Origin of the sequence: Desulforamulus putei DSM 12395 (assembly GCF_900129195.1) — a bacterium.
Taxonomy (GTDB): Bacteria; Bacillota; Desulfotomaculia; order Desulfotomaculales; family Desulfotomaculaceae; genus Desulfotomaculum; species Desulfotomaculum putei.
This window is the reverse complement of the sequence record NZ_FQUY01000027.1, coordinates 1-20,284: the sequence shown is the minus strand read 5'-3', so window position 1 is coordinate 20,284 and position 20,284 is coordinate 1. Positions and strand designations below refer to the sequence as shown.

Here is a 20,284-nt window from a genome sequence, read left to right as displayed (position 1 = left end):
GACTTATCCGGTGCTATAATGAAAGAGTATGTCGTTTTTCGGAGCAGGAGGGAGTATGGATGGCAACGCCCCAAAACCGTATTAGAAACTTTTGCATTATAGCACACATTGATCATGGCAAATCGACCCTGGCCGATAGAATACTGGAACAGACCGGCGCCCTCAGTGAAAGGGAAATGACTGAGCAGGTACTGGATAAAATGGATTTAGAAAGGGAAAGAGGCATTACTATTAAACTGCAGGCGGTCCGCCTCTTTTACAAGGCCGCCGACGGCCAAGAATACCAATTGAATCTGATTGACACTCCCGGTCACGTTGACTTTACCTATGAAGTTTCGCGGAGTTTGGCTGCCTGCGAAGGGGCCCTGCTGGTTGTGGATGCCTCCCAGGGCATTGAAGCCCAGACCCTGGCCAATGTATATTTAGCATTGGAAAATGACCTGGAAATTATCCCGGTCATCAATAAAGTTGACCTGCCCAGCGCCGAACCGGAGCGGGTAAAGCAGGAAATAGAGGACGTTATCGGTTTGGACACGTCCGAGGCGGTACTGGCTTCCGCCAAAACCGGCCTTGGCATTCAAGAGATCCTGGAACAGGTGGTTACCAAGATACCCCCGCCGCAGGGTGATCCCGCTGCTCCCCTGCAGGCCCTGATCTTTGATTCCCATTATGATTCCTACCGGGGTGTCATTGCTTACATTCGCATTGTCCAGGGCACCCTTAAGCCCGGCATGCGGATCCGCATGATGGCCACCGGGAAAGAATTCGAGGTCACCGAAGTGGGTGTGTTTAACCCCAATATGATTTTTGTAGATGAACTGAGTACCGGCGAAGTTGGTTTTGTGGCGGCCAGCATGAAAAATGTTCAGGATGTGCGGGTGGGTGACACCATTACCTCTGCCGAAAATCCGGCGCCTGAACCGCTGCCGGGCTACCGCAAGGTGACCCCCATGGTGTTCTGCGGGTTATACCCGGTGGATACCGTTGATTATGAAGACTTGAGAGACGCCCTGGATAAGCTGAGATTAAACGATGCTTCCTTAATTTATGAGCCCGAGACTTCCGAGGCACTGGGTTTTGGTTTCCGCTGTGGCTTTTTGGGACTGCTGCACATGGAAATCATCCAGGAACGCCTGGAACGTGAATACGGCCTGAATCTCATTACCACCGCCCCCAGTGTGGTTTACCGTGTGACCACCACCAAGGGAGAGGTGCTGGAAATTGACAACCCCACCAATTTACCACCGGTCAACAAGATTGAAAAGATTGAAGAACCCTTTGTAAAGGCTACCATTATGGTGCCCAAAGACTATGTGGGTACGGTCATGGAACTGTGCCAAGGTAAGCGGGGCATTTACAGCAACATGGAGTACATGGGTGTCAACCGGGTGATGCTGACCTATGAGATTCCCTTATCGGAAATTATTTATGACTTCTTTGACCAGTTAAAGTCAAGGACCAGGGGATACGCCTCCCTGGATTATGAGATGGTGGGTTACCGGGAGTCCGACCTGGTTAAGATGGATATTTTGCTCAACGGGGAGGTCCTGGATGCCCTGTCCTGTATTGTCCACAGGGAAAGGGCCTATACTCGGGGCAGGGCCCTGGTGGAAAAACTCCGTTCCTTGATCCCCAGGCATATGTTTGAGATTCCGGTCCAGGCAGCCATCGGTAATAAAATTATCGCCCGGGAGACTGTAAAGGCTCTGCGCAAGGACGTTCTGGCCAAGTGTTACGGCGGCGATATCACCCGTAAGAGAAAACTGTTGGAGAAACAAAAAGAAGGTAAACGGCGGATGAAACAGGTGGGGAATGTAGAGATCCCCCAGGAAGCTTTCATGGCTGTCTTAAGTATTGAAGAATAGTGGTGACAACACTTCAAAGAAATCAGGAATAAGTTGGTGGACCCATGCCAATAGGTTTGTACATTCACGTACCCTTTTGTGTGCAAAAGTGCCTGTACTGTGATTTTACCTCCTATCCCGTCAAGCAGGGACAAGTTGAGCAGTATCTCCGGGGCCTGGCGCAGGAGATCGATTATTACGGGGAAACCTTCGGCTCTCCGGAGAAACAAATAGCGACAATCTTTGTGGGCGGCGGTACGCCCACTTGTCTTATGTCCAGGCAGTTGGCCGGCATTTTGGAGCGGGTGTCCCGGGCCTTTACCATTATGACGGGAGCTGAGATCACCACCGAGGCAAATCCCGGAACGGTAACCCTGGCTTCCCTGCAGGAACTGAGGGCTGCAGGTTTTAATCGCTTGAGCCTGGGTGTTCAGTCCACCCACCGGGAACTGCTCCGTGTGATCGGGCGCCTCCACGATTTTGACCAGGCCAGACAGGCGGTACAGTTCGCCCGGGCGGCAGGTTTTGAAAATCTCAACCTTGACCTGATTTTTGGTTTGCCGACACAGACTGCCGCCCAATGGCGGCAGTCTGTGTCTGAAATACTCCATTTACAGCCGGACCATGTTTCCTGTTACAGCCTGCAGTTGGAGGAGGGAACTCCCTTGACCCGGGCCATTGATCAGGGCCGGCTGGCTGCCTGCCCGGAGGAACTGGAATTGGCAATGTACCGCAGCGTCATTGAACTTTTAGTTGCCGCAGGGTACGAGCATTATGAAATCTCAAACTTTGCCCGACCCGGTTACCGCTGCCGGCATAACTTGCTTTACTGGCATAACCAGGAATACCTTGGACTGGGTCCTGCCGCCCATTCACACATAAACCATACACGCTGGGGAAATGTGGAAGACCTTGACCAATATGTCTCTTTACTGCAGGCGGGTCAAAGGCCGGTTAAAGAGGTTCAGGGCCTTTCCCACAGGGAGCGGATGGAAGAGACCGTTTTTTTGGGCTTGCGGCTTATCCAGGGCATAAACCTTACCGGTTTTCGCCAAAGATTTGGCGTAGACCTGACGGATGTTTTTGGCAAACAAGTCAGGGAGTTGGCAAAGAAGGGTTTAGTAGAGTTGGCAGATGGGCATCTTAGATTAACAGGAAAAGGTTTACCGGTGGCCAATCAGGTATTTGCGGAATTTGTATAGCGCTACAGGGTAATTCTTTGGAGTCTGGCCACCGGCTGTTGGCCATTGACAAAGTTTTTTCCATTTGCTACATTTTAAATTAGATTAGCACTCATCAACTTAGAGTGCTAACACCCTTTTAAGGTGCAGCAGGGGGTGAGCCGACGTGAAAATGGATGAACGTAAACAAAAAATTCTGTTGGCCATCATAAAAGATTACATTTCTACCGCTGAGCCTGTTGGTTCCCGGACCATTTCCCGGAAATACAAACTGGGAGTCAGTCCGGCAACCATTCGTAATGAAATGGCGGATTTGGAAGAGATGGGGTATATCGAGCAGCCCCATACCTCCGCCGGTCGCATTCCTTCCCATCTCGGTTACCGTTATTACGTGGATTGCCTGATGGAGTTGGAGCAGCTCACCGAGCAGGAAGAGGGGGCCATTCGGCGCGGATATGAAAACAAAGTCCGGGAAGTGGGAGAGGTTTTGAACCGCACCGGTAGAATGCTGTCGCAGCTTACCAATTACACCGCCCTGGTGCAGACCCCCTATTTGGGCCAAAGCTCCTATAAACACATTCAACTGGTCCTCATGGGTCCGGCCCAGGCCATTCTCATTGTGGTAATGGATACCGGCGCCGTGCACCATCAAATGATGCCTGTGCCGGAGAACATTACGCAGCAGGACCTGTACCAGATTTCCGGGGTGCTGAATGCCAAACTCCAGGGCAGGACCATGGACAGCATCCGGCTGACCCTGATTAAAGAGATTTACTTCGAACTGGCCAAACACCGGAATATTTTGGATTTAGCCCTGGAATTAATCCAGGACCGGATCACCTCGGTCAGTGAGGATAAAATCTACCTTGAAGGGGTATTTAATATTCTGAACCAGCCGGAATTTCACAATATAGAGAAGGTGAAAGTGCTGCTGTCTCTTTTGGAACAAGAAGACACGCTGCGGGATATACTGGAGACGCCGAGGGATTCCCAGGGCATTACTATTAAAATAGGCAGCGAAAATCCTCGGAAGGAAATGCAAAACTGCAGTATGATCACTGCCACCTACCAGGTGGGGGATAAAATTTTGGGAACCATCGGTGTTCTGGGGCCCACCCGGATGGATTACGCTAGGGTGGTTACCGTAATCGACTGCATGTCCCGTAATCTTTCCCGTACCCTAGAGCGTTTACTAAAGGGTCAGGTTTAATTTTAAGGAGGAACCGTTTCGTGAGTCTCAAACAACAGGCCAGTCAGGGCGCTGAAGTCAATGAAAAATTGGCTGCCTTGATGACCAATTCAAATGCGGTCCGGGCCATTGCCTCAGCCGTTGAAGGCACCCTGGGGCCCAAAGGCCTGGACACTATGCTGGTGGATAAATTTGGTGAGGTGGTCATTACCAACGACGGGGTGACCATTCTTACCATGATGGAAGCCAACCACCCGGCCGCCAGGATGGTCATTAATATTGCCAAATCCCAGCAGGAAGAGATCGGGGATGGCACCACCACCGCCACTGTCATGGCCGGCGCTTTGGTCAGCGCCGGGGTAGAGCAGGTGGTCAAGGGGGTTCCGGTGGCCCGGGTTATTGAAGGAATCCGTGCCGGGGTACGGCGGGCGTTGGAAGTGATGAAGGAGCAGGCCATCCCGCTGGAGGATTTACAGCACCCCTGGCTTAAGCAGGTGGCCCTGGTGGCAGGCCGGGAACACCAGGATATCGCCGACCTGGTGGTGGAAGCGGCACGGCTAATCGGTAAGGAAAAACTTCTGGACCCCAATTTCAAATTGTCCGACACCGTTACATCGAAAGAAGGGGCCGCCAACCAGGTGTTCATGGGGGTTATCATCAACAAGGAAACCATGAACAAACAAATGCCCCGTCAATTGGAAAATGTCAAGATACTGGTCATTGATGACGCACTGGAGCCGGAAGAAATTGAAGACGAGGCTCTCGGTACAGAAGCCGGTTTTGCCCGCTATTTGGAACTACAGCGGGAGTTCAGGGCCAATATTCAAAAAATCATCGACCTGGGAGTGGGCCTGGTGCTGGTGGACCGCGGCGTGGACGATACAGCCGAAGAAATGCTGACTGATGCCGGGGTCATGGTGGTACAACGGGTCTTAAACAAAGAATTGCGCCGGGCGGCGGAACACATCGGGGCCCGTGTCATTAAGCGCACCGGCTTAAAAAAGGAGCTGGCTGAACTGGAGAAATCCCTGGGCCATGCCGGCAAAGTGCTGGAGGACGAAAGGCTGGAGCAGGTCTGGATTTTAGATGGTCGGGGCAAACCCATGGCCACCGTACTGGTAGGCGCCGCCACCGAGGAAGTGGTGGGGGAACGGGAGCGCATCGCCAGGGACGCGGCCAGTTCGGTGCAGGCAGCCGTCAAAGGCGGTGTGGTTCCCGGCGGAGGGGCACTGGAACTGGCCGTATCCCGGGAAGTGGAGAAAGTCCGGGAGAACATCCGGGGTATGGCCGCCTATGGCGTCAGCTGTGTGGCAGAAACCTTGCGGCGTCCCATGGCTCAAATTGTTGCCAACGCTGGCTTCAACCCACTGGAAAAAATTGGTGATGTACTGGCGGCCCAGGCGGAACAAAATAAAATTTCCCTGGCGGTGGACTGCGACACCGGTGAAATTATTGATATGTTTGATGTCGGTGTCCTGGACCCGGCGCTGGTAAAGATTCATGCCCTCAAGGCAGCCGGCGAAATTGCCGAAGCAATTTTGCGCATTGATACTATTATTAAGATGAAAGATCATAAACAACCTCCCGGAGAAGGACTTGACCAGGGAGTTTAGGTGAGGTGATACAGTGACCGAAGAAAAAATGAACCAGGGCCAAGAAGGGGCTGAGGAAGAGAACCTGCAAGAGCAGAACTGCCCCCATACCCCTGCAGAGGAAGCAGTGGATCAAGGGGTCGGGGATACTCCCGTAGGGTCCGACGGCTTGCCCGATGACCCGGAGGAATTAAAAAAGCTGTTAAGGGAAAAGACCACCGAGGCTGAAAATAACTTTAACCGGGCGCTGAGACTGCAGGCAGACTATGAAAACCTGCGCCGCCGCACCCGGCAGGAAAGGGAAGACCTCTTAAAATTTGGCGCCGAGCATTTGATTAAGAACCTGTTGCCTGTGCTGGATAACTTTGAGAGGGCTCTGGCCTCTGCCGGTGACGGCGGTGAAAAATTTATCAGCGGTGTAGAAATGATTCACCGCCAACTGAACGATATACTAAGCGCCGAAGGCCTGGCGCCCATCCCGGCGAAAGGAGAGCCCTTTGACCCCAATCTTCACGAAGCGGTGATGCAGGTGGAAGACACCGGCGAACCGGAGAACACCGTCGTGGAAGAACTGAGACGCGGCTATTACCTGAAAGGAAAAGTGATCAGACCTTCCATGGTGAAGGTGGCTAAATCATAGCAGAGGCCAATGGCCAAAAAATTTTCTCAGGAGGCTAACAATATGGGAAAAGTAATCGGTATTGACTTGGGAACTACCAACTCCTGTGTGGCAGTGATGGAAGGCGGCGAAGCCGTTGTTATTCCCAACGCCGAGGGAGGCAGAACAACTCCTTCCGCCGTGGGCTTTTCCAAGACCGGCGAGCGCCTGGTGGGTCAGGTGGCAAAGCGTCAGGCCGTCAGCAACCCTGACCGGACGGTGCTGTCCATCAAGCGTTACATGGGTACCAACCATAAAGTGACCATTGATGGCAAGGAGTATACCCCGCAGGAAATTTCTGCCATGATTCTTTCCAAACTGAAGGCGGATGCCGAAGCTTACCTGGGCGAGCCTGTCACCCAGGCCGTCATCACCGTTCCTGCCTATTTCAGTGATGCCCAGCGTCAGGCCACCAAGGATGCCGGTAAGATTGCCGGTTTGGAGGTGCTGCGCATCATCAACGAGCCCACAGCGGCAGCCCTGGCCTATGGCCTGGACAAAGAAGAGGACCAGACCATTCTTGTTTTTGACCTGGGCGGCGGTACCTTTGACGTGTCCATTCTGGAACTGGGTGACGGTGTCTTTGAAGTGAAGGCCACCAGCGGTAACAACCGCCTGGGCGGCGATGACTTTGACCAGCGCATCATCGATTACCTGGTGGCTGAATTCAAAAAGGATACCGGCATTGACCTGACCAAGGATAAAATGGCCATGCAGCGCCTGAAAGAGGCGGCCGAAAAGGCGAAAATAGAACTGTCCGGGGTGGTTACCACCAATATTAACCTGCCCTTTATTTCCGTCGGTCCCGACGGCCCGCTGCACCTGGACATGAACTTAACCCGGGCCAAATTCGAAGAACTGACCGCCGACCTGGTGGAAAAAACCATGGGCCCCACCCGCCAGGCCCTAGCCGATTCCGGGCTGGATGTAAAGGATATCGACAAAGTTCTGCTGGTGGGCGGTTCCACCCGTATTCCGGCTGTTCAGGAGGCCATTCGGAAGTTCCTGGGCAAAGAACCCCATAAGGGTATTAATCCCGATGAATGCGTAGCCATCGGGGCTGCCATTCAAGCCGGTGTGCTGGCCGGTGAAGTGAAGGATGTACTGCTGCTGGACGTAACACCGCTGTCCTTGGGCATTGAGACCCTAGGTGGTGTGTTTACCAAACTCATTGAACGCAACACCACCATTCCTACTTCCAAAAGCCAGATTTTCTCCACTGCCGCTGACAACCAGACCTCGGTGGAGATTCACGTACTGCAGGGTGAACGGCCGATGGCTGCCGACAACAAGACACTGGGCAGATTCCAGCTCACCGGTATTCCGCCGGCGCCCCGCGGCGTGCCGCAGATTGAAGTAAAGTTTGACATTGACGTCAACGGCATTGTTTCGGTATCCGCCAAAGACTTGGGTACTGGTAAAGCCCAGAGCATTTCCATTACCGGCACCGGCGCATTGTCCGAAGAGGAAATCAACAGAATGGTCCAGGAAGCCGAGAAGTACGCTGAAGAAGACAAGAAACGGAAAGAAGCCGTGGAAGTGAAAAACCAGGCTGATTCCATGATTTACCAGGCCGAGAAAGCCATCAAGGATCTGGGTGATAAAGCCGACAAAGCCAAAGTAGAAGCCGTTCAAAAGGCCATTGAAGAGCTGCGGCAGGCTATGAACGGCAATGACATTGACCGGATTAAGAACAAATTAGAAGAACTTACCAAGCCCCTATACGAACTGACCTCCGCCATGTACCAGCAGCAGGCCCAGCAGGATGCTCAGGGCGGCTGCGCCGGTGGCGGTTGTGGCGGCAATGCGCAAAAGGACAATGTTGTTGATGCAGATTACGAAGTAAAAGACGACAACAAGTAGGCGGTTGTAATATAATATAGTAGTGTTTCCGGATTACAGGGGAATGGTCATTCCCCTGTAATTTATGAATGTAAGGTGGTGAAGCATGGCTAAGCGAGATTACTATGAGGTGTTAGGTGTACCCAGGGGCGCCACACAGGAGGAAATTAAAAAGGCGTACCGCAAGTTGGCCCGCCAGTATCACCCGGATGCCTACCAGGGGAACAAAGAGGAAGCGGAGGCCAAATTTAAAGAAATTGCCGAAGCCTACGCTGTATTAAGCGATCCTGACAAGCGGGCGGCCTATGACCAGTTCGGCCACGCTGCCACCGATGGCCAAGGCTTTGGCGCCGGTGGTTTTGGTGGTTTTGGCGCCGACTTTGGCGGGTTGGGCGATATTTTTGATATGTTCTTCGGGGGCATGGGACGGCAGCGTACCGGCCCGCAGAAGGGGAATGATTTACGGGTTAACCTGGAAATTTCTTTTAAGGAAGCAGCCTTTGGCGTGGAACGGGATATCCAGGTACCCCGCACCGAAACCTGTGACACCTGTGGCGGCAGCGGCTCGGCGCCGGGCAGCAGACCCAAGACCTGTAACGTGTGTCAGGGTACCGGGCAGGTCCAATACGCCTCCCATACCCCCTTTGGCCGTATTGTCCAGAGCCGCACCTGTGAAGCGTGCCGCGGCACCGGAAAAATCATTGAAAGGCCCTGCCCCACCTGCCGGGGCGCCGGCCAGATCAGAAAAACCAGGACCCTCCATGTTAAGATTCCCGCCGGGGTGGATGACGGCTCCCGCCTGCGCCTGAGCGGTGAAGGGGAAGCCGGTCTCAGGGGCGGCCCGCCAGGAGACCTTTACGTTTACATTTTGGTCCGCCCGCACAAGTTTTTCAGAAGAGAAGACAACGATGTTATTTGCGACATCGAAATTTCCTTTGCCCAGGCCGCCTTGGGGGATGTCATCGAAGTGCCCACCCTGGACGGTACCGCCGATCTTAAACTGCCCGAGGGAACCCAAACCGGTACAATTTTTCGCATTAAGGGCAAGGGAATTCCCTACCTCAACGGCAGCGGCCGAGGCGACCAGCATGTCCGCGTGAAAGTGGTAACACCCACCAAGCTCAGTGAAAAACAAAAGGAACTGCTGCGTGAATTTGCCAGACTCAGCGGCGAAAAGCCACCTAAAGGGGCGGAAAAAAATATCTTTGAAAAAATGAAAGATGCGTTCATGGGATAGAATATAGTCATAGCTATAGCCAAAAGCTAAGGCCAGCTAATTAAGCGCCCCTAGACTTTAGTTATCTGTTATTTTGGAGGAAGAAAATGAACTGGCTCGAAATCGCCGTCCATGTGCCTCATGAGGGGATCGACATGGTAAGTAACATTTTTGATGAACTAGGCGCCGGCGGGGTTGTCATTGAAGACCCCGCCTTAATTTCTAAATACATAGAAGCCAATATTTGGGATCATTACGAATTCCCGCCGGAGGTCTTGAACCGTCCCATGCCCATCGTCAAGGCTTATTTACCCGAAGGCCCGACGTTGGAGGACAAGCTGGCGCTGCTGCAGGAAAGGCTGGCCGGGCTGCCCTTACCCTCTGTGCCAAAGGTTGAAACGGCGAGGGTGGCGGAGGAGGACTGGGCCACCGCCTGGATGGCCTATTACAAACCGGTGGAGATTGGCCGTAAATTGGCGGTGAAACCCAGCTGGGAAGCATATACCCCGCCGGCGGGGCGCATTGTACTGGAACTGGACCCCGGCATGGCCTTTGGCTGCGGCAATCATCCTACCACCACCATGTGTATGGAGTTTTTGGAAGGGATCATCAGAGGCGGCGAGATGGTTGCGGATGTGGGGACAGGTACAGGGATTCTCGCCATAACCGCCGCGAAACTGGGCGCTGCCCGGGTTTTAGCCGTAGACCTGGACGAAGTGGCGGTCAAAGTGGCCCGGGAAAATGTGCAACTCAATCATGTTCAGGACAAGGTGGAAGTTCTCCACGGCAACCTGCTGGATCAAGTGAACCGGCCGGTGGATATTGTCATTGCCAACATTGTGGCCAATGTGATCATCATCCTGGCGCCGGATGTGTTGAGGATTCTCAAGCCCGGTGGCTTCTTTATTACCTCTGGGATCATTGGTTTCCGGGCGGCGGAAGTCAAGGAGAAGCTGCAGCAGAGCGGATTCAAGGTTTTAGAGCGTAAGGAAGACGGGGAATGGGTGTCTTACCTTAGTGTTTGGGAGGGATAAGCTTGCCCCGGTTTTTTGTTCAACCTGAGCAAATTATAGGAAACACAGCCCTTATCACCGGACCGGATGTTAAACATATCAGCCGTGTTTTACGCATGGCAGCCGGAGATGCCCTGACCCTTCTGGATGGCACAGGGTCTGTTTATTCGGCGGAGATATGTGAAATAAATAAAGAAGAAATCCTCTGCCGTCTACTGGGACAGGAAAAGACAGATTCCGAACCAAGCCTCAAGGTAACGCTGGTTCAGGGACTGCCCAAAGGCGATAAAATGGAGACCATTATTCAAAAATGTACGGAGCTGGGAGTGCACCGGATTATTCCCCTGGCAGCCGCTCGGTCAGTGGTTAAGCTGGAGGGCAAAAAGGTGGCCGAGCGTCAGGAACGGTGGCAGAGGGTGGCCATGGAGGCCGCCAAACAGTGCCGCCGCACCGGTGTTCCGGAAGTACAAAGACTTCGTAACTGGGATGAGGTACTGGCCGGCATGCCGTCCGGCGTATTGGCATTGATGCCCTGGGAGGACGAAAAACAGCAGTCCCTTAAGGAAGTCCTGCAAAGCGTGGCAGCGCCCTCGGAAGTTTACCTGTTTATCGGGCCGGAAGGCGGTTTTGCACCGGAAGAGGCAGCGCGGGTAAGGGAGAAAGGATTCCACAGGATTACATTGGGATCCCGTATTCTACGCACCGAAACGGCAGGGCCGGCGGCTTTGACTATGGTACTGTATCATTACGGGGAGCTGGGCTAAGGAGGCAGATCAATGTCTAAAACCGCCGCTATCTATACCCTTGGCTGCAAAGTCAACCAGTATGAGTCTTCCGCCATCGCTGATTTATTCCGCCGGGCCGGCTACCAAATCGTGGACTTTGATCAGCCGGCAGATGTTTATATCATTAATACTTGCACGGTGACCCACCTGGGGGACCGTAAATCAAGGCAAATGATACGCCGGGCAGCCAAACAAAACCCGGCGGCAGTGATCGCGGTTACGGGCTGCTATGCGCAGACCTCCCCTGGAGAAGTGATGGAGATTCCCGGTGTTGACCTGGTGGTAGGGACCGGCGATAAGAGCAGGATTGTTCAATTGGTGGAGACCCATTCCAGAGAGAAAGGCCCTGTGAACGCCGTTGCTGACGTAATGAAAAGCGACTGCTTTGAAGAACTGCCGGTGCCCACCGAACAGGGCAAAAGCCGGGCCTTTCTTAAAATTCAGGAAGGGTGCAACAGTTTTTGCGCCTACTGCATCATTCCCTACGCCCGCGGCCCGGTGAGAAGCCGCCTGCCAGAAAACGTCTTCCGTTCCGCCGCTGAATTGATCGAGCAGGGATACAAGGAAATTGTACTGACCGGTATTCATATCGGGGCCTACGGTCAGGATTTCCATGGCCAGAACATTGACCTGGGCTGGCTGGTGGAGCGCCTGGCCAAAATGCCGGGGCTCACCAGGCTGCGGCTGGGTTCGGTGGAACCCCATGACATCAACGATGCCCTCATTGAGGCCGTGGCCAATAACCCCAACATTTGCCGTCACCTGCATATCCCGTTGCAGAGCGGGGATGACGAGATCCTGGCCAGGATGAAGCGCCGCTACAATGCCCGCCGGTTTCTGGATTTAATCAACCGGATTTACAAGACCATTGAAGGGGTCGCCATTACCAGCGATGTTATTGTGGGGTTTCCCGGGGAAACGGAAGTTCACTTCCAAAATACCCTGAACACGGTAGCCAAAGCGGGATTTGCGTCCGTTCACGTCTTTAAATACTCACCCCGCAAAGGAACCCCGGCGGCGTCAATGACCAACCAGGTCTCTCCGGAAGAAAAAGAAGATCGCAGCAAAAGGTTAATTGAACTGGGGAACCGGTTGGCCCATGAATTTGCCAGGCGGCAGGTGGGCAAGGACCTGGAGGTGCTGGTGGAACAGCCCTTCGAGAAAGATCAAAGTTTGTTTGAGGGCCACACCGATACCTATCTCAAGGTTGTATTCCCCGGTGAGGAGCATTTACGGGGAAAACTTGTCACCGTACATATTGAAGATGTACAGGGTTCCTTGTTAAAAGGCAGAATTATTTAACACCGTAGCAGGATAATATTGATGGTGTGTTGAATACACTTTTAGGAAAGACTATCTAGAAATAGTTTTATTTTGCCCTGGGGGGAGGTGTAATTGGTGCAAAACTGCCTCTTTTGTAAAATCATTGCCGGTGAAATACCTTCACAGGTGGTATATGAAGATGACAGGGTATTTGCTTTCAAAGACATTGCCCCTGTGGCGCCGGTACATGTATTGCTTATCCCCAAGAAACACATTTCCTCCCTTGAGGACTTGAGCCCCGAGGATGCAGAAATAATGGGCCACATCGTAGTCACGGCAGCCAAATTGGCGAAGGAATTAGGATTGCAAAAGGGATACCGGGTGGTTTCCAATTGTAAGGAAGAGGGAGGCCAAACGGTGTATCATGTTCATTTCCACCTGATCGGGGGAAGAAAGATGCAGTGGCCTCCGGGTTAATATTTTGTTGACCGTTTGAGGAGTTCAAGTTATAATTAAGTGGTATTGTGTTTTTGTAATTTTTACCTCGATATATATTGGTACTTATTTCAGGTTTTTATGGTTTGGCGGAGGGAGGGAAATTGAGTGGCGGAAGTTAGAGTAGGCAAAAACGAGACACTGGACAGTGCCCTCCGGCGCTTTAAGCGGTCCTGTCAAAAGGCTGGCGTTTTGGCTGAGGCACGCAAACACGAACATTATGAGAAACCCAGTGTAAGAAGAAAGAAGAAGTCCGAAGCAGCTCGAAAACGTAAAAGCTTTCGATAATAACGCAAGATCCGACCAAAGAATGCTTGGCAAGTAACATGCCAAGCATTCTTTAAATCCGCGGCAAAACATGATGGGGGTGAAGCAGATGCTCTTTTTAGCAGAAATGTCCGGCTGGTTGGCCAACAAAATAAATTTCTGGCGTAAAATCACCCTGGCAAACCGGCAACACCGGGAGGAGGGCTACGTGGCCCCCCGGCAGGACCTGGAGAAACTCCTGGGCTTGCAGGGAGTAGCCGCCACCCCCTTACGCCCCGCCGGCGCCGCACTCATTGACGGGCATCTGAACCCGGCCATGCTGAAAAACGGCATTGTTCTCTCTGAAATTCTCGGGCCTCCGGCGGCCCGGCGCAGAAGAAACAGGGTCTGCCATTAATTAGTAATTTTCCCCTCCCGGGATGCATACACATATCCCTAGGAGGGGATTTTTTTATGTCCTTACGAGATCTGCAAAAAAAGTTTAAAAAACAGTTCTCAGATTTTTTTGAGATTCCCAATGACGTTATGCTGGACTTGCCCAAAATTGTGCTGGTGGGCAATTTGCAAGTTTTTATTGAAAACCACAGGGGCATTGTGGAATATACCACTGAAAAGATCCGGGTGAAGGTGGGAGAAGGGGAAGTTGGCATTACGGGTGACAGGCTGGTCCTGCGCAATATCAAGACCGATGAGATTTGTGTGGAAGGGCAGATAAAATCCCTGTGTTTTCTTGCGCCGGGGGAGGTGTGGTAAATGGTTCTCCTGAGATTATTTTCCTTTTTATTGGGACATGTATCCCTGGTGGTGCGAGGGGAGTTTCTTGAGAAATTTGTTAACATGGCTGCCAGCAGGGGAATTTATTTATGGGATATTACCCGGTTAAGCAACGACCGGGTCAGGGTACGGGTCCGTATCTCCGATGTGCGTCCCCTGAGGCATATCGCCAGGGCTACCAAAAGCTGTTTTAAGATTGTTGAGCGCAGAGGTATGCCTTTTATGATCAACCGTATGAAGAAACGTAAACTGCTGGCCATCGGGGGAGTGTTTTTCTTAGTAACCCTTTATTTTTTATCCTCCTTTGTCTGGTTTATTAATGTCACCGGCAATGACAAGCTTTCGGATGCAGAAATTAAGAAAATTGCCGCCGAGGCAGGATTGAGGCCCGGCGTGGCCAAGTGGGACCTGGACGCCAAGCAGGTAGAAAGGAACCTGCGGGAAAAAATTCCCTCAGTGGCCTGGGCCGGCGTTTATGTCAAGGGAACCCGGGTCACCATCGAAATCGCGGAGAGAAAATTAATGCAGGAAGACCCGCACAAAGGAGAAGCCGCCCATATTGTTGCCGGCAAGGCCGGTCTGATTAAAGAAGTTCTGGTGTTAAACGGACAAGCGATGGTAAAAGAGGGGGACACGGTTCTTCCGGGCAGTATCCTTATCAGTGGGGAAATCAAAGAAGAAATGATACCGGAGGAAACAAACCAACCTCTGCCCCGGGGCCAGGAACCGCCGGAACCCCAAACAGTCAGTCGCTTTGTGCAGGCAAAGGGTATCGTCAGGGCCAGGGTATGGTATGAAGGTTACGGGGAATGCAGGATTTCCGAAACCCTCGAAAAACTGTCCGGCCAGCAAAAAACTTCCGTTCGTATTAAATTTGGAACCAAGGAAATAATCATATCAGGACCTGGAGAATCCCCGTACCGGTATTACGAAGAGAAGCAGACCGTTAAAAGTCTGCCGCGATGGAGGAATATTGTAATTCCCGTCGAACTTAGAACTGTGCATTATCTTGAAAAAATCAAGGAACGGGTTCATTACGGCCGGGAAGGCGCCAAAAGAATTGCTGAACAAAAGGCTATGGAAGAAGTGAATGCCAAGCTGCCCGAGGGGGCAAAGGTTATAGAGCGTCGTCTTGAACAGGTGAATATCGGAAGAGAAGAAGAGCTTGTTAGAATGAAAGCTTTTGTTGAAACTGTAGAGGATATAGGTATCATGAAACCCTTCAAGGCAACTGAGGAGGATAACGATTGACCGAACGCACGGAACGAAAAATAGTTATTGACGATAATGAAGCTGCAGCAGAAATTTTTGGCAAACAGGATGAAAATATTAACTTAATCGAACAAGGCCTGGGCATCCGGATCGTGGCCAGAGGAGAAGAACTTACGCTTTTGGGCGCCCCCGAGCAGGTTCAGCAGGGGGAAGAGGTATTTTCCCAGTTGTTTGAATACTACAAGTCCGGCAATCGTATTGGCCGTCATGAAATTAATTACGTATTAAGATCCGTAAAATCAGGCGTTAAAGAAGCTTTAACCCATTTGGCAAAGGACGTTGTGTTGGTAACGGCCCGGGGGAAGCAGGTGAAGCCCAAAACCTTGGGGCAGAAAGATTATATTCAAAATATCAAGAAGAATGATATTGTCTTTGCCATCGGCCCTGCCGGCAGCGGAAAAACCTACCTGGCGGTGGCCATGGCAGTCAATGCTTTAAGAAAAAAGGAAGTCAACCGCCTTATTCTTACCCGTCCCGCCGTGGAAGCGGGGGAAAAGCTCGGGTTTTTGCCCGGTGATTTGCAGGAAAAGGTTGATCCCTATTTGAGACCTCTCTATGACAGCCTGTATGATATTTTAGGCTTGGACCATACACAAAAATACCTGGAAAGAAATATGATTGAAATTGCACCCCTGGCCTACATGAGAGGCAGAACATTGGAAGATGCCTTTATTATCTTGGATGAAGCGCAGAATACGACACCGGAGCAAATGAAAATGTTTTTAACCCGTTTGGGGTTTGGCTCCAAAGCAGTGATTACAGGAGACATTACGCAAATAGACCTGCCCAAGGGTCAGGTTTCCGGGCTGGTGGATGCCAAAAGAGTGCTGGAAGGAGTCAAGGGCATTGCCTTCCAATGGATGACCGGAGCGGATATTGTGCGCCACCCCCTTGTGATGGAGATTATCCGGGCTTACGAGCAGCAGGCTGAACAGTAGGACAGGCCTCTTTGTAGGTCGGGGAGTGATGATTTATGTTTTCATGGCGAGAAATCGGCGGCGGCCTTGTCAGAGGCCTTAAATATCTTTTCAAAAACGAAAATTTTAGGCGTTATCTGGCGGCAGGTTTATTTTTCTTGCTGATTACCATACTGGTATCCTTTGAATTTGTCCCCCAAAAAGTGAACCTGCAGGTGGGGCAGATATCTCCTTCTACCATTTACGCGCCCAAAAGTGTGGTTTATATTGACCAGGAAAAAACCTCTGAAGAACGCCGCAAAGCCATGGAGAAGGTGCCTAGGGTGCCGGAAATCAACCAGGAGGTTTCTGCGGCGGTACGCAAGGATATTAACCAGGTCCTGCAGGACGTCAAATCGGTTCAGGCAGAGCCTGAAACCGACACGGCAACAAAGGTTACCCGGCTGAAATCACTGATTCCCTTTGATTTGCCGGAACAAACTCTGGAAAAGCTGGCAGTGGGCAGCCAGACCAACACCGACCAACTGGCGGAGGGGATTGACGCCGTTCTCACCGAGGTCCTGGACCAGGGCGAGGGTATTACCCCGGATAAATTGTCAGAGGCAAAGGACAGAGGCGCCGCCAAATTGGCGGCCAGACAGTTTTCAGAACCCTATCGCCGGTTAGGTCAGGGATTGATCAGGCAATTTCTGCGTGCCAATGCCTTTTTTGATGAGGAGAAATACCGCCTGCTGCAGCAGGAAGCCGCCGAGAGTGTTCCTCCTGTGCGGGTAAGTATTCAGTATCGAGAAAGAATTATTTCCCAGGGCGATGTGGTTACGGAAGAACACATCACGAAATTGCAAGCTCTGGGTTTATCCAGGCCCCAGCATACCTTTACCACCCTCTTGGGTACCGGATTGCTGGTGGCTCTGTTGATGTCGGTGGTATTGCTGTATACCTATATCCACCACAAGGACATCTACCGCAACGGCAGTTACCTTAACTTAATTGGCATTATCAGCCTGATCACGCTGGTTGTGTCCCGGGCGGTCATGGCCATCAATATCAGCCACTGGCCGGAATTCGGGGCGCTCTTTGGTTATTTGGCCCCCCTGGCAGCGGCCGGCATGTTAATTACCATTTTATTGGATTCGCGGCTGGCGCTCTTGCTGGTGATGAATCTTTCTTTACTGCTGGGGGTGATGGCAGGCAACCAGTTTCACTACAGTTTGGTTGGTTTCGTGGGAGGTGTCAGCGGCGTCTACAGCGTTTCCAAGTTAAGTCAGCGGGGTGACCTGGTGCGGGCCGGTATCTACGTGGGAGCCACCAATGTGGTGATTATTGCTGTGGTGGGGCTTATTACGGGGTTTCCCTGGTACCTGCTGGTGACCTCCTCCCTGGCCCTAGGGATCGCCAACGGGTTGCTGTCTTCCATCCTGACCAATGGCGCCCTTCCTTATTTGGAAACCAGTTTTGGCATTACTTCAACCGTAAGACTGCTGGAACTGTCCAACCCCAACAACCCGCTGCTGAAAAAACTTTTAACTGAGGCCCCCGGAACTTACCACCATAGTATTTTAGTGGGCAACCTAGCCGAAGCGGCAGCTGAGAGCGTGGGGGCGGAGCCCCTGGTGGTTCGGGTAGGGGCCTACTATCACGACATCGGTAAAATAAAGCGACCCTATTTCTTTATAGAAAACCAATTGGGGGGAGACAACCCGCATGATAAAATAGCCCCCACCTTAAGCACCTTAATACTGACGTCTCACATCAAAGACGGAGTGGAACTGGCCAGGGAACACAAATTACCCCAGCCCATCATAGACATTATCGAGCAGCATCACGGCAAAAGCCTGTGTAGCTTTTTCTATCACAAGGCCCTGGAAGGGGACCGCACGGAATCCGTAAACGAAGAAGATTTTCGCTACGAAGGTCCCAAGCCCAAGACCAAAGAAGCGGCCATCGTGATGCTGGCCGACAATATCGAGGCCGCTGTCCGCTCTTTGCAAAACCCCACCCCCGGCAGGGTGGAAGGGCTGGTGCGGAAAATTATTAAAGATAGGTTAATGGACGGCCAGTTAGATGAGTGCAATCTGACCCTTAAAGACCTGGATGCAATCGCCAACAGTTTCCTGCGGGTACTCTCAGGTATTTTCCATAACCGAATTGAGTATCCTGATATGAAGCAGGAGATGGAAAGGAGAAAGACTCCCCATGCCGGTTCTCGTAAGTAATTTGCAGGAAGAAATAGCAGTGGATGACAACCTGGTTAAACTGGTGGAAACCGTGATTTTGGAAACTTTGCAATCCGAGGGATATTCACCGGAGGCGGAAGTAGGGTTGATCTTTGTGGACGACAACTACATACGAAGTTTAAACGCCGAATACCGGGGGATTGATAAAGCCACGGACGTTTTGTCCTTTGCTTTAAATGAAGGAGAGGACATGCCCGAAGCAGAGGAAGCGGAGGACTTGTTGGGGGATATTGTTATTTCACTGCCTACAGCCCAGCGCCAGGCGGAGGAATACGGACACACCTTTGAACGGGAAGTGGCGTACCTGACCGCCCACGGCTCTTTGCATCTTCTGGGATACGACCACCAAACCGAAGAGGACAGGCAGGTTATGCGGGAAAAGGAAGAGGCAATCTTGAGCAGGTTGAATATTAGGCGCTAATGGGTATTTCTTTGGGGTCAGGCCGTCAGCCATCGGCCATCAGCCTTTTAGGTTTTTCAGACCCATCATCTTGAACTGTTATGAAAGGGTTACCTTGGATGAAAGGTTTTATCAGAAGTTTTGGCTATGCGCTGGCCGGGATCCTTTACGCATTCCGGACCCAAAGGAATATGAAGGTTCACTTTGCTGCCGCCATATCGGTGGTGACGGTGGGCCTTTTTTTGCGCTTATCCCCTTCTGAATGGGTGGATGTTATCTTTGCCATCATTTTTGTTTTAGCTGCCGAATGCATCAATACGGCTGTTGAAGCCGCGGTGGACGTATCCTCCCCGCATAAGCACCCTCTGGCCAAAGCGGCCAAAGACTGCGCCGCCGGCGCAGTACTCCTGGCAGCCATCAACTCCCTGCTGGTGGCATATTTTATTCTATGGCCGAAAATTTTAAAGGTATTTCTCTAGGGTCAAGCTATCAGCCCTCAGCCTTTAGCTATCAGCTTTTTTAAGCTGGTTCCTAAAGCTGAAGGCTGACAGCTGATGGCTTGACCCAAAAGGAATGCAGCATTAGCACAAGGAGGTTTTAAATGACTGTATCAGCGGAGAAACTTATAGAGATGGCCAAAGAGGCCAGAGAAAAGGCCTATGTGCCCTATTCCAAGTTTAAAGTGGGGGCTGCCCTGTTGACGGAAGAGGGAAAAATATTTACCGGCTGCAATGTGGAAAATGCTTCCTACGGCCTTACCTGCTGCGCCGAACGGACGGCGGTTTTTAAGGCTGTTTCGGAAGGATACAAAAATTTTGCTGCCATTGCAGTGGTAGCGGACGTGCCCACCCTCTGCAGTCCCTGCGGGGCCTGCCGCCAGGTACTATCGGAATTCGGCGGGAAAATCAAAGTACATATGGCGAACCTAGAGGGTCAATATGTGACCACGACGGTAGAGGAACTGTTACCTGGATATTTCACTGCCCGGGATATGGAGAAAGAATGAGGAATGTTTTGGGGTCAAGCCATCAGCCTTCAGCCATCAGCTTTGGGAGACGAAAAAGCTAAGGGCTGATGGCTGACGGCTGAAGTCTAGACCCCAAAGAAATACCCTTAAGCTAACAGCGAACAGCTGTGGGATTACCTTTTGCAGGGAGGTACGTAACAGCTACCTTATTTCCGACAAACATTGATAAAACATAACAAACATAATACAATAAACTTATGGAACTATTAACTATAAGCAAAGCGGCAAAGAAATTAGGTGTACATCCGAACAGCCTGCGCAACTGGGAGAAGCAAGGTTTGATTAAGCCTGTCCGTTTACCTGGCGGTCAGC

21 protein-coding genes are annotated in these 20,284 nt (G+C 51.8%); all 21 read left to right on the top strand.

The genetic code is table 11. The features are described 5' to 3' along the window. Positions 1–59 precede the first annotated feature (59 nt). Positions 60–1,865, top strand: a complete 1,806-nt coding sequence (gene lepA / locus BUB67_RS13700; protein WP_073239975.1) for a translation elongation factor 4 — start codon at positions 60–62, stop codon at positions 1,863–1,865. Between the two features lie 44 nt (positions 1,866–1,909). Continuing rightward, positions 1,910–3,046, top strand: a complete 1,137-nt coding sequence (gene hemW / locus BUB67_RS13695) for a radical SAM family heme chaperone HemW (RefSeq protein WP_073239974.1) — start codon at positions 1,910–1,912, stop codon at positions 3,044–3,046. Positions 3,047–3,191: 145 nt separating this feature from the next. Further along, the gene (gene hrcA, locus BUB67_RS13690) at positions 3,192–4,235 is read left to right on the top strand and encodes a heat-inducible transcriptional repressor HrcA (protein WP_073239973.1); all 1,044 of its coding nucleotides are present in this window, start codon (positions 3,192–3,194) and stop codon (positions 4,233–4,235) included. Positions 4,236–4,255: 20 nt separating this feature from the next. Then, positions 4,256–5,827 (top strand): TCP-1/cpn60 chaperonin family protein, encoded by a 1,572-nt coding sequence (locus tag BUB67_RS13685; protein WP_073239972.1) that lies wholly within the window; start codon positions 4,256–4,258, stop codon positions 5,825–5,827. 13 nt (positions 5,828–5,840) lie between these two features. Further along, complete coding sequence (grpE, locus tag BUB67_RS13680) at positions 5,841–6,446, top strand: nucleotide exchange factor GrpE (protein ID WP_073239971.1); 606 nt, start codon at positions 5,841–5,843, stop codon at positions 6,444–6,446. Positions 6,447–6,488: 42 nt separating this feature from the next. After that, positions 6,489–8,327, top strand: coding sequence for a molecular chaperone DnaK (gene dnaK / locus BUB67_RS13675; RefSeq protein WP_073239970.1), 1,839 nt, complete (start codon positions 6,489–6,491; stop codon positions 8,325–8,327). Between the two features lie 85 nt (positions 8,328–8,412). Continuing rightward, a complete protein-coding gene (gene dnaJ, locus BUB67_RS13670) occupies positions 8,413–9,543 on the top strand; it encodes a molecular chaperone DnaJ (protein ID WP_073239969.1) in 1,131 nt (376 codons plus the stop codon). A gap of 86 nt (positions 9,544–9,629) precedes the next feature. Further along, positions 9,630–10,556, top strand: coding sequence for a 50S ribosomal protein L11 methyltransferase (gene prmA / locus BUB67_RS13665; RefSeq protein WP_073239968.1), 927 nt, complete (start codon positions 9,630–9,632; stop codon positions 10,554–10,556). A 2-nt stretch (positions 10,557–10,558) separates the two neighbouring features. Next, positions 10,559–11,299 carry a 16S rRNA (uracil(1498)-N(3))-methyltransferase gene (locus BUB67_RS13660; RefSeq protein WP_073239967.1) on the top strand — a complete coding sequence of 247 codons (741 nt, stop codon included), beginning with the start codon at positions 10,559–10,561 and terminating at the stop codon, positions 11,297–11,299. A gap of 12 nt (positions 11,300–11,311) precedes the next feature. Next, positions 11,312–12,622: a tRNA (N(6)-L-threonylcarbamoyladenosine(37)-C(2))-methylthiotransferase MtaB gene (gene mtaB, locus BUB67_RS13655; RefSeq protein WP_073239966.1), complete on the top strand. Its 1,311-nt coding sequence runs from the start codon at positions 11,312–11,314 to the stop codon at positions 12,620–12,622. Positions 12,623–12,718: 96 nt separating this feature from the next. Then, complete coding sequence (locus tag BUB67_RS13650) at positions 12,719–13,060, top strand: histidine triad nucleotide-binding protein (protein ID WP_073239965.1); 342 nt, start codon at positions 12,719–12,721, stop codon at positions 13,058–13,060. A 126-nt stretch (positions 13,061–13,186) separates the two neighbouring features. Then, positions 13,187–13,366, top strand: coding sequence for a 30S ribosomal protein S21 (gene rpsU, locus BUB67_RS13645; RefSeq protein WP_073239964.1), 180 nt, complete (start codon positions 13,187–13,189; stop codon positions 13,364–13,366). A gap of 88 nt (positions 13,367–13,454) precedes the next feature. Beyond that, complete coding sequence (locus tag BUB67_RS13640; RefSeq protein ID WP_238457064.1) at positions 13,455–13,742, top strand: hypothetical protein; 288 nt, start codon at positions 13,455–13,457, stop codon at positions 13,740–13,742. A gap of 56 nt (positions 13,743–13,798) precedes the next feature. Beyond that, positions 13,799–14,098 (top strand): sporulation protein YqfC, encoded by a 300-nt coding sequence (yqfC, locus tag BUB67_RS13635; protein WP_073239963.1) that lies wholly within the window; start codon positions 13,799–13,801, stop codon positions 14,096–14,098. After that, the gene (gene yqfD, locus BUB67_RS13630; RefSeq protein ID WP_073239962.1) at positions 14,099–15,370 is read left to right on the top strand and encodes a sporulation protein YqfD; all 1,272 of its coding nucleotides are present in this window, start codon (positions 14,099–14,101) and stop codon (positions 15,368–15,370) included. Next, positions 15,367–16,329 carry a PhoH family protein gene (locus BUB67_RS13625; RefSeq protein WP_073239961.1) on the top strand — a complete coding sequence of 321 codons (963 nt, stop codon included), beginning with the start codon at positions 15,367–15,369 and terminating at the stop codon, positions 16,327–16,329. The genes yqfD and BUB67_RS13625 overlap by 4 nt, the downstream gene beginning before the upstream one ends. A 35-nt stretch (positions 16,330–16,364) precedes the next feature. Further along, positions 16,365–18,524, top strand: coding sequence for an HD family phosphohydrolase (locus tag BUB67_RS13620; RefSeq protein ID WP_073239960.1), 2,160 nt, complete (start codon positions 16,365–16,367; stop codon positions 18,522–18,524). Beyond that, on the top strand, positions 18,505–18,966 hold the full coding sequence (gene ybeY, locus BUB67_RS13615; protein ID WP_073239959.1) for an rRNA maturation RNase YbeY: 462 nt from the start codon (positions 18,505–18,507) through the stop codon (positions 18,964–18,966). Before BUB67_RS13620 ends, ybeY begins: the two co-directional genes overlap by 20 nt. Before the next feature lie 98 nt (positions 18,967–19,064). After that, entirely contained in the window at positions 19,065–19,424 is a 360-nt protein-coding gene (locus BUB67_RS13610; protein ID WP_143157089.1) for a diacylglycerol kinase family protein, read from the top strand. Positions 19,425–19,546: 122 nt separating this feature from the next. Further along, positions 19,547–19,951, top strand: coding sequence for a cytidine deaminase (locus tag BUB67_RS13605; RefSeq protein ID WP_073239957.1), 405 nt, complete (start codon positions 19,547–19,549; stop codon positions 19,949–19,951). A 218-nt stretch (positions 19,952–20,169) separates the two neighbouring features. Then, the coding region (locus BUB67_RS13600) for a MerR family DNA-binding transcriptional regulator (protein WP_143156989.1) at positions 20,170–20,284 on the top strand (115 nt) is incomplete at its 3' end.